At 31.7% G+C, this 12,862-nt stretch carries 17 protein-coding genes; 2 read left to right on the top strand and 15 right to left on the bottom strand.

The window, feature by feature from the left end:
* Positions 1–15: 15 nt before the first annotated feature.
* From KA894_RS02630 to KA894_RS02565, 14 genes are all read right to left on the bottom strand, one after another.
* Entirely contained in the window at positions 16–1,089 is a 1,074-nt protein-coding gene (locus KA894_RS02630) for an undecaprenyldiphospho-muramoylpentapeptide beta-N-acetylglucosaminyltransferase (protein ID WP_103372733.1), read from the bottom strand.
* Between the two features lie 10 nt (positions 1,090–1,099).
* On the bottom strand, positions 1,100–1,609 hold the full coding sequence (locus KA894_RS02625; RefSeq protein ID WP_103372734.1) for a GNAT family N-acetyltransferase: 510 nt from the start codon (positions 1,607–1,609) through the stop codon (positions 1,100–1,102).
* A gap of 21 nt (positions 1,610–1,630) precedes the next feature.
* Positions 1,631–3,112 (bottom strand): S41 family peptidase, encoded by a 1,482-nt coding sequence (locus KA894_RS02620; RefSeq protein ID WP_119487727.1) that lies wholly within the window; start codon positions 3,110–3,112, stop codon positions 1,631–1,633.
* Positions 3,113–3,273: 161 nt separating this feature from the next.
* On the bottom strand, positions 3,274–3,495 hold the full coding sequence (locus KA894_RS02615) for a YozE family protein (RefSeq protein WP_096809725.1): 222 nt from the start codon (positions 3,493–3,495) through the stop codon (positions 3,274–3,276).
* Complete coding sequence (locus KA894_RS02610) at positions 3,495–3,998, bottom strand: PTS sugar transporter subunit IIA (protein ID WP_103372736.1); 504 nt, start codon at positions 3,996–3,998, stop codon at positions 3,495–3,497. Before KA894_RS02610 ends, KA894_RS02615 begins: the two co-directional genes overlap by 1 nt.
* A gap of 14 nt (positions 3,999–4,012) precedes the next feature.
* On the bottom strand, positions 4,013–4,441 hold the full coding sequence (gene msrB / locus KA894_RS02605) for a peptide-methionine (R)-S-oxide reductase MsrB (RefSeq protein WP_210133686.1): 429 nt from the start codon (positions 4,439–4,441) through the stop codon (positions 4,013–4,015).
* Positions 4,434–4,961 (bottom strand): peptide-methionine (S)-S-oxide reductase MsrA, encoded by a 528-nt coding sequence (msrA, locus tag KA894_RS02600; RefSeq protein WP_103372737.1) that lies wholly within the window; start codon positions 4,959–4,961, stop codon positions 4,434–4,436. Before msrA ends, msrB begins: the two co-directional genes overlap by 8 nt.
* Positions 4,962–5,088: 127 nt before the next feature.
* Positions 5,089–5,928 carry a DegV family protein gene (locus tag KA894_RS02595; protein ID WP_103372738.1) on the bottom strand — a complete coding sequence of 280 codons (840 nt, stop codon included), beginning with the start codon at positions 5,926–5,928 and terminating at the stop codon, positions 5,089–5,091.
* Between the two features lie 9 nt (positions 5,929–5,937).
* Positions 5,938–6,423 (bottom strand): dihydrofolate reductase, encoded by a 486-nt coding sequence (locus tag KA894_RS02590; RefSeq protein ID WP_096809714.1) that lies wholly within the window; start codon positions 6,421–6,423, stop codon positions 5,938–5,940.
* Positions 6,424–6,522: 99 nt separating this feature from the next.
* Complete coding sequence (locus KA894_RS02585; protein ID WP_096809712.1) at positions 6,523–7,479, bottom strand: thymidylate synthase; 957 nt, start codon at positions 7,477–7,479, stop codon at positions 6,523–6,525.
* A 496-nt stretch (positions 7,480–7,975) separates the two neighbouring features.
* Positions 7,976–8,413 carry a bacilliredoxin BrxA gene (gene brxA / locus KA894_RS02580; RefSeq protein WP_119487726.1) on the bottom strand — a complete coding sequence of 146 codons (438 nt, stop codon included), beginning with the start codon at positions 8,411–8,413 and terminating at the stop codon, positions 7,976–7,978.
* A 34-nt stretch (positions 8,414–8,447) separates the two neighbouring features.
* Positions 8,448–9,566: a conserved virulence factor C family protein gene (locus KA894_RS02575; protein ID WP_115342152.1), complete on the bottom strand. Its 1,119-nt coding sequence runs from the start codon at positions 9,564–9,566 to the stop codon at positions 8,448–8,450.
* An 18-nt stretch (positions 9,567–9,584) separates the two neighbouring features.
* The gene (locus KA894_RS02570) at positions 9,585–9,842 is read right to left on the bottom strand and encodes a NifU N-terminal domain-containing protein (RefSeq protein ID WP_103372742.1); all 258 of its coding nucleotides are present in this window, start codon (positions 9,840–9,842) and stop codon (positions 9,585–9,587) included.
* Positions 9,843–9,857: 15 nt separating this feature from the next.
* Entirely contained in the window at positions 9,858–10,052 is a 195-nt protein-coding gene (locus KA894_RS02565) for a zinc-finger domain-containing protein (RefSeq protein ID WP_096809704.1), read from the bottom strand.
* Between the two features lie 251 nt (positions 10,053–10,303).
* Here KA894_RS02565 and KA894_RS02560 point away from each other — a divergent pair, with 251 nt between their 5' ends.
* Positions 10,304–11,008 carry a queuosine precursor transporter gene (locus KA894_RS02560; protein WP_103372743.1) on the top strand — a complete coding sequence of 235 codons (705 nt, stop codon included), beginning with the start codon at positions 10,304–10,306 and terminating at the stop codon, positions 11,006–11,008.
* A 413-nt stretch (positions 11,009–11,421) separates the two neighbouring features.
* On the opposite strand, the gene KA894_RS02555 is transcribed toward KA894_RS02560, so the two are convergent.
* Entirely contained in the window at positions 11,422–11,967 is a 546-nt protein-coding gene (locus KA894_RS02555; RefSeq protein ID WP_245337188.1) for an RBBP9/YdeN family alpha/beta hydrolase, read from the bottom strand.
* Positions 11,968–12,138: 171 nt separating this feature from the next.
* On the opposite strand from KA894_RS02555, the gene KA894_RS02550 reads away from it, so the two are divergent.
* Positions 12,139–12,558 carry a ribonuclease HI family protein gene (locus KA894_RS02550; RefSeq protein WP_115342151.1) on the top strand — a complete coding sequence of 140 codons (420 nt, stop codon included), beginning with the start codon at positions 12,139–12,141 and terminating at the stop codon, positions 12,556–12,558.
* The last annotated feature ends 304 nt before the right edge of the window (positions 12,559–12,862 follow it).

Here is a 12,862-nt window from a genome sequence, read left to right as displayed (position 1 = left end):
AAAACCTCCCTTTCATCATTTTGTTGCATCTTTAATAATTTTATGAAATAAATCTTGACGTGTAAAACTTTCTTTATATGTTTGCATTTGAGTTATAATTGAATCACGGTTATTTTCAATGTCATTTAACTGATTTATCAGTTGATATTCAGTTAATGTGTCTTCTGGAATGGTTCTACCAAAGCCTTTAGACGCGAAATTTTTCGCGTTATCAATCTGATCTCCACGAGATTGATCAAGGCCTAAAGGAATTAATAGCATAGGGATTCTAAGTGCTAAAAATTCATAAATAGCGTTAGAACCAGCACGACTAATAACAGTATCTGTAATGGCTAGTAAGTCTGTTAAATCATCTTTAACAAATTCAAATTGAACGTAACCTGGTTTATTTACCAAATTTTGGTCTAATAACCCTTTACCAGTTAAATGGATAACCTGGTAATCTTTTTGTAGTGCATCCAAATTATCTCTAATAATCTCATTTAGCTTTTTACTACCGAGACTGCCTCCCATGATTAACAACACTTTTTTATCATCTTTAAATTCTGTAAGTTGGTACCCTCTATTTTTATCGCCAGATTTTAAATCTTCTCGGACTGTTGCACCAACAAAATCTGCTTTGTCTTTTGGAAGGTATTGTAATGTATCTTCAAATGTTGTATAAATCTTTTGAGCAAATTTGAGCGCGATTTTATTGGCTAGTCCAGGTGTTAAATCAGACTCATGGATAATTGTTGGTATTTTTAAGGATTTAGCGGCAATAACTACTGGTACAGATACGAAACCACCTTTTGAAAATAATAAATCAGGTTTTTCTTTTTTTAAAATACGGCGCGCATCGAAAATACCTTTTAATACTTTAAAAATATCTTTTATATTTTCAAAAGAGATATACCGTCTTAATTTACCACTCGAGATTGTATGATATTTTATTTGTGGTAATTGAGACTCAATCATTTCACGCTCCATACCTTTTTTGGACCCGATATAAAAAGCTTCATGACCTTCTTCTAAAGCTGTTGGTATCAAGCTTAGATTTACTGAAACATGTCCAACAGTGCCGCCGCCGGTGAATGCGATTTTTGTCATAATATTACCTCTATTCTTCTAAATTTTTATAATAGGCATAGAATGGTTCTCCTTTATCAAAAGGAGGGTAATCAATATTGACTTCACCTACTTTGGTAAAGTCAAATTTTTTGAATAAACCTTGTGCGCGTTTATTTAATGCAAAAGTATCTGTTAATATTACATGAATATCGTTATTTAGTGCAAGATTAACTGCATAATTAAATAACTTTGTTGCAGCACCTTTTAACTTTGAAGAAGCCGCTAATCTGTGAATAACATACGCGCTATTTCTATCAATTGGCCACGCTAGTTCATCATACCATTCAGGTTGCTGTTGGTCGACAACTATAAATGCAAAAATAGTCGAATTTGCTTCAAGCACAAAGAGTGATTTTTTTTTAATATCTTCTTCGAAATGTGTTTCTAAGGGATATTGTTCATCCCACTGATGATTGCCATCTTGTCTCATGATTGCTTTTGCTTCGTTAACAATGTTTAAAATTGCTGGTAAGTCTGCTTTTGTACCAAGTCTAATCATAAAATTTACACCTCTTTGATGTTATTTTAATTTTTTTAGTAAAGTTTGTAACACGGTATCTTCTTTATTCGCTTTGTCAACTAAAGCTTGAGTGAATTTATTATTTGTCTGTTTATCAAATTTTCCATTCACTGTTAGTCGATTATCTTTTTGGAATGTTTTAATAGCATCTGCTAAATTTTCATCAAAAGTTTGAGATTTATTATTTGTTTGGTAACCTAAAGCTGAAAGCCCTACTTTTATCGTTTTAATATGCTTGTCTTGATCATCCAATTGATATGTCTTAGTATTCGGAATAACATTTAATGATTGATATTCAGGTTCATCAATTTTTACATCAGGTTTGATTCCTTTACCATGAATGTAATGAGATTTAGGTGTCAGCCACTTCATATTAGTAAATTTCAACAGGGAACCATCATTAAATTCATGTGTAGTTTGTACAATCCCTTTGCCAAACGTTTTTGAACCGTATACTTTTGCTTTGTCATAATCTCTCATAGCACCTGTAAACACTTCTGAAGCACTAGCGGAGCCTTTATTTACTAAAATAGAAACATCCATGTCTTTAGCTTCTTTTGAAGCATCATTTGAAGTTTTAATTTGTTCTTTATGGTCGCCTTTTTCAAGTTGTACTGCAGTTTTACCTTTATCTACAAAAATGTTGACCATTTTCACAGCTTCATCAAGTAAACCACCTGGATTATTACGTAAATCTAAAACAATTTTACGTATGCCATCTTTATGTGCTTTGATAATTAAAGATTTTAATTCACCAGATGTACTATTTTGGAATTTATTTATTGTAAATACACCTACATTGCCTTGTTTTTCGTATTCTACGCTTTTAACATGTATTTTATCTCTTTTAATTGAAATTTCATGTGCTTGACCCTCTCTTTCGATTGTAAGGGTTACTTCCGTACCTTGTTTACCACGCACTTTTTTGACGATAGCTTCTAAAGGCTGGCCTTTAATAGATTTGCCATCTACTTTAGTCACGGTATCCTTTGGTTGAATGCCTGCTTTATCAGCAGGAGAATCTTTTATTGGACTTGTAATTTGTATGGTATCGCCTTTTTTTTGCATTTCTGCACCAATCCCTACAAAATCACCTGAAACGTCCTCATTAAATGATTTAGTCTCTTTTTTGGTCATAAACTCTGAGTATGGATCGTCTAAGTCTTTAACCATACCTTTAATTGCTGCTTCAGATAGCTTTTCTGAATCGGTATTCTTATAATATTCATTATTTAAAATTTTATAAACTTCTTCAACTTTTTTCATTTCTGTTCTTTGATTTCCATCAAGACCGCTAGCCCAATGACTAATACCTATAGTTGCAAACACAGTTATGACTGCTGTGATAAGTATCGTACTTATTAATATTAAGATAAAGTGTTTACGTTTGAAATTCATTCTTTTTGGTAAGTATTGTGTGTTTGTCTCTTCGTTACCGGGCGCTTTATTATTTTCATTTTGGATGTCTGAACGTTCCGACATTTAATCACTTCCTAATGCGTATGTATAATTCATATCAAAATTTCATTTAGTTGGAAATAAAAGTAGCTGGGATTGAATCATTAAAGATTAACCCCAGCACTCTCTATGATACTTTATTATTTTAATACACTTTGATATATACTCTCAAATATAAACTAAAATTAAAATTTTAACCATTCAGTATACTCTTCATACAAACTATCAAATACAGACATTGAAACAGTATAGTTTCCTTGCATTTCAATATAATCTGATAATATGTGAAAATCTTTTTCTTGTCTTGGAAAAGACAAATCATCAAATATTTCTTCTGCTAATTCGCCTTTTTCATCTTTTCTACCACGTGCGGTTAATGCAAATTGATAAAATGAATGATCTTTCATTAATTCATTGTCACATCAACTATTTTAGTTTCGCCTTTTGATACTGAATTTAAATCTTCTGCAACGGCAATTGCAGATGTGTTGTCTGAATTTGTAATAATGATAGGAGAAATAACTGATTTAGCATTTTCTTTAATATAATTTAAATCAAAACGTAATAACGGATCTCCGATATTAACAGTGTCACCACTTTCAACTAGTACCTCAAAACCTTCACCGTCAAGCTGTACAGTATCTAAACCTACGTGTACGAGCAATTCAAGCCCGTTATCAGCTTGTAACCCAATAGCATGTTTAGTTGGGAAGATATTATCTACTTTACCATTAATTGGAGATACTACTTCACCTTCTGTAGGATTGACACCAAAGCCTTCTCCCATCATCTTTTGTGCGAAAACAGGGTCTGGAATGTCTTCTATTTTCACATATTCACCAGTAATGGGTGTATAAATAGCAATCTCTTTATTAACTTCTTTACCTTTACCAAATAATTTTTTAAACATGTCTTGTTCGCTCCTTATTTTTCAAAATGTGATATTAAATCTCCATAACCCAATTCTTCTAACTTTTCGTATGGTATAAATTGTACTGCTGCTGTGTTAATGCAATATCTTAGACCGCCACTTTCTTTTGGTCCATCATTGAAAACGTGTCCCAAATGACTGTTAGCATCTTCAGATCTTACTTCTGTACGCACCATACCAAATGTTTTATCTACAAGCTCTATAATTTCGTCATCAGCTAAAGCTTTAGAGAAACTAGGCCAACCACAATCTGATTCGAATTTTTCTTCTGAGGTAAATAGAGGTTTCCCAGAAATTTTATCAACATATACACCTTTTTCAAAGTGGTTCCAATATTCATTTTGAAAAGGTGGTTCGGTCCCCGCTTCTTGAGTAACTAAATATTCCATTTCTGTTAAATCGCTTTTATTTTTTTTAATCATTTTGTTTCCCCCAGTGTTTTTCTATAAAGCCTTTTCTGCCAGAACCTCGTTGATATTGTTCATAATGTAATGGATTCTTTTTATAATAGTCTTGATGATATGATTCAGCTGGATAGAAATTTTTATATGGTTTTACGGGCGTAATAACAGGATTATTAAATATAGCTTGTTCGTTTAAATCTTGAATTTTTGCTTCTGCAGCTTTTTTTTGGTCTTCGTTATGATAAAAAATGGCTGGTTGATAATGTTCCCCTCTATCAAAGAATTGGCCGCCATTATCCGTTGGGTCAAATGTTTTAAAGTAAACATCTAAAATGTTTTCGAAGGAAGTAATTTCAGGATTATACGTGATTTGTACTGCCTCAACGTGTCCGGTTTGTCCGGTGCTCACACTTTCATAAGTAGGATTTTCGACATGTCCACCACTATAACCTGAAACAACATTTTCTATACCCGGATAAGAAGTGAATGGTTTTACCAAACACCAGAAACACCCTCCAGCTAATGTTGCATATGCCATGATATACCTCCTTTTTACTATCTTGTCATAAAGTTATCATTATTTTAAGGGATACGCCATTAAATTGTTTTAAAGGTTTAAAAAGCATCAAAATAAATAATTTATTTTGATACTATTATATATGAATTTATGATTTTAATACAACTAAGCCTATCGCACCTTGGCCAGTATGTGTGGATATAATAGGAGTCGTGACGTTCGTATCAAATTGAGAAAAATTAAATTCTTCAGAAAAATGCTTTTTAATTTTATCGACAAATTCTATAATATTAGCATGTGCAATACCAATGGATTTAATTTTCTTGTCCCCGATAAAAGCACTAATTTCCTTTTTCAAAAATTGAATGCTGCCATTTTGAGTACGTGAGTTATGAATTAATTCAATATTACCATCAATTAATGTGCCAATTGGTTTAATTTTCATCATATTTCCAATTAATCCTTTAGTTTTACTAATTCTACCGCCTTTAATTAATTGGTTTAATTGTCCGATCACAACGTATAACTTTATATTTTTTTGTAAATCACTAATTTTCGATTCAATTTCTTCTGATGAAAACCCTTGATTATTCCAATCTACAACATGTTGAACTTGGTAACCGAGTCCAAATGAAATAGATTTTGAATCAATCACTGTTACTTTACTATCGGTCATTTGGCTTGCTTGTAATGCTGTTTGATACGTGCCACTTAATCCTGAAGTCATGTGAATACTAATGATTGCAGAACCATCTTTACCTAATTCATCATATAGTTCAATGAATTTACCGATTGCAGGTTGACTTGTTTTAACGTCGGCATCATTTTCTATTTTTTGAATAAATGCTTCAGAGGAAATATCTACTTGATCTACAAAAGTGTCACCGTCAATGGTTAAATTAAGCGGGATGACGTGTATTTCATTATCTTTTAAATAAATATGTGATAAATCTGATGTTGAATCAGTCACAATTTTTGTTTTCATTATCTTATCCTCCTATGCCGTTTCTTTACGAACTAAATGTAAAAATGTATGCGGAATCGTATTTTTTTCATCTAGCTTTCCTGTAATAGAAGATTCAACTTCCCAATCTTCAAAAGTATAAGGTGGAAAGAAAGTGTCCCCGTTATATTTATCTTCTATTACCGTAATATACATATCATCTACTTTATCAATCATTTCTTCGAATAATGTTTGACCCCCAAAAATGAAGACATGTCCAGGCAATTCATAGATTTCGTCAATAGAATGAATAACATCCACACCATCGTGTTTAAATGATTTATTTCTTGTTAGAACTACATTTTTTCTATTAGGGAGAGGTTTTCCTATAGAGTCAAATGTTGCACGCCCCATAACAAGCGTATTGCCAGTTGAAAGTTCTTTAACATGTTTTAAGTCATTTGGTAGATGCCATGGCAATTGATTGTTCACGCCGATAACGCGTTGCTGATCATGAGCAACAAGTATTGAAAGTGTCATAATGATCCTCCTAATAGTGAGTATGATCTCGTTTATCTGATATTATACTTACTTAAATATTATAGATTAGCTAAAGCTAAAATTAAACAGTGGCCAAATTTATACAGCGATTGGCGCTTTAATTGCAGGATGAGATTGATAATTAACTATTTCTAAATCTTCATAATTAATTTCAAATATAGAAGCATTTGAATTAATTTTAAGTTGTGGTGGTTCGAAGCTATTTCTAGATAATTGTGTTTCAATCGCATCAATATGATTTGAGTAAATATGCGCGTCACCAAATGTGTGGATAAATTCCCCAACTTCTAAACCACATTCTTTAGCGACTAGATGAGTTAATAAACTATAGCTTGCGATATTAAATGGTACACCTAAAAAGATATCTGCACTTCTTTGGTATAGTTGACAACTTAATTTACCGTCTTGGACATAGAATTGGAACATTGTATGACAAGGTGGTAAAGCCATTGTATCTATTTCTGTAGGATTCCAAGCAGAAATAATATGGCGTCTTGAATTGGGATTTTTTTTAATTTGCTCAATTATTGTTTTTAATTGGTCAAAATGGTTACCATTTTTATCTTCCCAATCTCGCCATTGTTTACCATAAACATTACCTAAATCGCCATATTTTGTTGCAAAATCAGGATTGTTTAAGATTAATGCTTTAAATTTACGCATTTCTTCTTGGTATACTTCTTTAAATGCATCATCTGTTTGAGCTCTGTGACCGAAATTTGCCATATCAGGTCCTGTATATTCGTCCGATTTTATATAATTTTCAAACGCCCATTCATTCCATATATTATTATTATATTGAAGTAAATATTTGATATTTGTATCGCCTTTAATAAACCAAAGTAGTTCAGTAGCAATCAATTTAAAAGATACTTTCTTAGTCGTTAATAAGGGAAATCCTTTTGATAAATCAAATCTCAATTGATGTCCAAATTTGGAAATAGTACCTGTATTTGTGCGGTCATCTTTTTGTTTGCCAATTTCTAATATCTCCGTACAAAGATTGTGGTATGCTTGGTCAAATGTATTTAACATGACTCCCACACTCCTTTCAATAGTAATGTTATTTAGGTTTAATCATATTTTAAAATGCGGATAATTTAAAGAGATAACCTTTGATAGTGTAAAAAATAATATACAAGTTTAAATAAAATGAATGTATGTAAGTGATTAAGCAGAGTCGAGAACGAAATTACCGTTTTAATGGTTTTTGTTATCTCACTAAGCAAAGATGGTTCATAAAAAGCATACAAGATTTAAGGTGCTGATTCTTTTTCATAGAGAACAACATAATTCAAGGCTCTATACATAAGTATCATTAACTTAAGAAGAAGGAATATAAGTGTTAGAACACGCACGTAAGGACTACATATTTTTATAAATAACATAAAAGAAAAAGTAATGCTTTAGCGCAGCGCTTTATATTTTATGCTAGCTTTGCGTTCTCTATATGCTATTTGAGGCTGAGACATTATTTATGCCCCAGCCTCGTTTAAGTAACTACGTATAAAATGATTTGATAGGTTGATGATTAATCGCAATAATCATCAAATGCATCTTTAATATCCATGCAAATATCTTGAATATCTCTTCCTTCTATATGTTCACGCGGGATAAAGTGTTTTAATTCTTCTCCTTTAAACAGCGCATAAGATGGGCTAGATGGTGCTTGTTGTATAAAAGAACGCATTGCTTCAGTCGCTTCTTTATCTTGACCTGCGAAAACAGTTATTTTATGTGTAGGCTTTTTATCGTTTTGCTCTGCAACTGTTACTGCTGCAGGCCTCGCTAAACCAGCAGCACATCCACAAGTCGAATTAATTACAACAAAAGTAGTTTCATCTTCAGGTACGTTTTTCATAAAATCATTTACTTCATCTGCAGATTCTAAACTATTAAAATCATGCTCTGTTAATTCGCTACGCATTTGAGTAGCAAGTTCGTTCATATAAGCTTCATATGCATTCATATATAACACTCCTATACTTTGGGTACATTTTAATTTATGCTTTATTTCTATTGGCAATTTGTTTCCAAACAGAGCCTAATGCTTCATCCCCATTTTCAATTCTAGTGATTGCCATTTCTATTTGTAATTTGACTTCATAAGCTGAATCATCTGCATGTTCACGTAAAGCTGGTAACTGTTCAGGTCCAGCTTCATCGAACATAAACATGGCAGCTCTCCATCTGACAATTTTATGTGGATCGCTTAACGCTTTTTCCATTTCAGGTAAGGCTTGTTTAAAACCTAAATCACTTAAGCAGTCTCCAGCTGTTCTTCTTACGCCAGGGCTTTTATCGTGTAACCCTTTATATAAGTAAGGCAACACAACTTCATCTTCAATCATTCCAAGCAATATGACAGCTTCCCGTCTTAAAGGTGTTTTCTGCGCTTCACTGACAACGTCGCCTAACAATGGTAAGTCTTCGATAGTGGGCGTTGGGAATGATTTTAACATTCTTAAGCGTTCTTTCCAATTTTCAGTTGCTTGATAGTCTTCTAATGAGACATGTTTATATTTTGTTTCTGGAATAATTATATCAGTTGCTAAAGCTTCATCCACACGTTGCTTTAATTGCTCTTTAGGATACATAGCAGTAACTTCCTCTAACACATCTTCTAAAACTTCATCCATTTCGCCGTACCGTATGCCTAAATCTTCCCATTTACGTTGAAATACCACGTTGTCATTATCTTTTTGGGCAGCTAACATGCTATCAACATAAATTTCAGGCAATTGTTTGCGTTTTTCTTCTGAACTTGTTGTTAGTTTAATCTGATATGGAATACCTTTGAATTTTAATACTTCTGCCTTTATCTCACCAAAATGTTCATCTGGAAGCTGCTCAGCAGAGGTGGTTTCTTCGTCATTTAAAGTTGCTGTTACTTTAGGTAATACTTCTTCCCAATCGAATTTTGGTTTTTTATCGACTGCTAAAAAATCCATTACATGAAATATAGATTTAACACCATCAATCGCTAAAACATCATTGATAAAATCAGGTTGCCCTTCATTAATTGATGTATAAGTATTAGATTGGTTGTCTTCCCTTTTTTTAGTCAATACAATTTTCATCGTATTGGGGCTTGGCGTAGGTTCCACACGTACAATTTCCATTAAGGCAGCCTCCCTATCTTATATTTCTTCCAGTGCTGTTGTGATATTAGGTAGGATTTGATCCCACTCAGCATCTGATTGTTTATCTACAGAAATAAAATTCATCGCTTGAAATATCGACTTAACACCTTCTACTTCTAGTACTGCATTGATAAAATCAGGTTGATCTTCTTTCACCTTAGTATACGTATTTGGTTTATTGTCCCCGCTTTCTAACTTTAAATCGATTTTCATTGTGTTTGGATTTGGTGTAGTTGCTACATTTAAAATTTCCATTATAGATTCTCCTCCTTATTGTAATTCATTACCAATTTGTTTTATTTGTTTTCCAACAGAACATTCATTTATACAGAAATGATGTGCTTGTGTCTTCCCTTTTGTATTTTTGATATGACGTTTTAACAAGCACGTTTTACAATATGTGTTCATCAATTGATCAATTGCATCAATCGCCTCTTTTTCAGAATAGGTTAGAATACGCTTCACTCTCCTGTATTGCTAAAAATGAAATATAAGTACCAAATAAATCATAAAATTAAGATTTGAGACTTACTGACATTATATCATTTGTAACAACGATTGTTTAATCATTAATTTGTAATTCTAACTATTAATAAAACGTTAAATATTCAATTATAAATAGAACTTGATTTTTTTGTTTTTTCTAGTAAAATAATGTAGTTGCTTATTTTGCGGTTTCTAAACACCCGCATCATCAAAATTTAGGAGGAATAAAATTGTTTAATGAAATATTTGGAGTTATTACCTTTTTAGTAACTTTTTTGTTATTGGTGGCTATGTATCGATTATTTGGTAAACATGGCTTAATTGCATGGATTGCAATTGGAACAATTATTGCCAATATTCAAGTTATTAAAACAATCGATATTTTTACTATTTCGGCCACACTAGGAAATGTGATGTTTGCTTCAATTTATTTAGCAACTGATATTTTAAATGATATATATGGTCGTAAAATTGCTAAACGTGCAGTTTGGTTAGGTTTTAGTTCAACCTTAGTAATGATTATAGTAATGCAATTTTCACTTCATTTTGTACCTTCCCCAGTAGATAATACACAAAATGCATTAGAATCCATTTTTAATATTGTTCCAAGAATTGCTTTAGGCTCTGTTATTGCGTATATTATTGGTCAGCATTTGGATGTTTTACTATTTTCACTAATTAAAAAGGTTTTTAGTTCTGACAAAACGTTTATTATAAGAGCCTATGGTAGTACGATTTTAAGTAATATTGTAGATACAGCATTATTTGTTATTATAGCCTTTTTTGGCGCAATGCCAAATGAAGCAGTATTTGAAATCTTTATAACAACTTACTTACTAAAAATCATTTCTACCGTATTCAACGTTCCTTTTGGCTACTGGGCAAAATCTATGTATAGAAAAGGAAAAATACAAAAATTAGATGAGGGTTATTAATCACTCAATATCATTTCTTAAAGATAATCAATAAAACAAACCACAGCCACAAATATTCATACGTCAATATGCAGTATAAAACGCATTTCCATTTTAATGGAAATGCGTTTTATACTTAAAATCTTCAGATTTTGTATTTATATGCTTGTTTATGGTTACCATTCGAGCGAAAATTTCTCATTCATACTTTTCATTGGGTATAAGTTTATTACGGAAGCAGTATGATTATATAAATATAGATAAAAAATAAGACACTTCCTTGTAATAAAATCACAATCAAATAAATTGAATAACTAGGTGCCTGATGGATAAAAAGGATATTAAAAAATTTATACGTAGATACACATTTGCCATCTTCAGATCTTGAAACAAAGACTTATGGTTTGACGGCTCAGTTTTCATATTTAATAGAGTTATAAAATTTCGATAATTTTATCTTTTAAGAAATTAAAAGAGTTATAACCTTCTGTAGCTAAAAAATGGCCATTATGATTGACATAAGTCGTTTTGACATTTAATTGTTCAGATAATCTATCTGTTGCATCGATATTAACCACAGGGTCATTTATTGCGCCGATAGTAACAATATGTTGTGCATGCAAGTTATTTAAATTAATATTGATGCAATCTATATATTGATTTAATTCTATTAAATTCGATAATTTTTCATTAAAACCAGAAACGAGAAAAAGCCCTTTGATTGTTGGGACGTTATGCATAGAAGTTAAATAATTTAACGTTGAAATAACACCTAAACTATGAGCCACTATAATCGTTTCTGAATTTAAATTATTTTGCATACTGTTTTGAATAGCCTGGTACCACGCCTCAAAAGAAGGACAATCTGAATCTGGAAGATATACGATTTCCACATTGTAACCATAGGGCTTCATTTGATCCGCTAACCATTGAAACCAATGGCTTTCTGTATTAGCTTGATAACCATGTACAATAAACATATTTTTCACTTTAATCACCTTTTTAAGTTATTTAGCTATGTATATATTTGTTAACTCTCATAGCTTACGTTATTTTAATCTATTTTTTCAAGAAAAATACCCGCCCTTTATTAGTCTAAATCGTATTCGTTTGTTAATATAAAATTAACTTTTATATTTGAAGGTGAATTTATGGCAAAAATATATTTTGACGCAGCTACTGCAGGAAATCCTGGACAAAGTGCATGCGCAGTAGTATTGGTTACTGAACACGAAAGAATTCATTTTGATTTTGATTTAGGTATAACAGATAACCATAGTGCGGAATGGGCATCTTTCGTATATGCATTAAAATGTGCAAAAGCACATTATATTACTACAGCGCTTGTCTATACAGATTCAAAATTAATAGAAGATAGTATGAACAAAGGACAAGTAAAAAACAAAAAATTCAAGCACTATTTTGACCAAATTCAAGCATTAGAAAAAAATTTTGATTTGTTGTTTGTGAGATGGGTTCCAAGAAACCAAAATAAAGAAGCAAATCATCATGCTAAAAATGCATTATATAAAATCACCCAAACTAATAAGAAGAAGCTGAGACATAAATAAACATGTCTCAGCTTCCATCACATATGGACAGTAAATGGCTTGGATAAAAACGCATAAACTCATTTCTAAATGACTATTTTTTATTTGTGAAAACGAATAATACTTACGCGAGTGCTTTGAATGTTGTACATTTTCTTCATACATTAACGGTAAGTAAATATAATCCTTGGTTCATATCATTTTTTTGCTTTAGCATCGTATATACACGAGATTGACTCAAATCATTATATCGATACTTCTTAACTTGGATCCGTTTTTAAGTCGGACGAATCAAAAATGTAATAATAAAGATTAGATCACTACG

The sequence above is a fragment of the Staphylococcus sp. GDY8P131P genome, assembly GCF_017891975.1.
Taxonomy (GTDB): domain Bacteria; phylum Bacillota; class Bacilli; order Staphylococcales; family Staphylococcaceae; genus Staphylococcus; species Staphylococcus nepalensis.
This window is presented reverse-complemented; position numbering and strand designations above follow the sequence as displayed.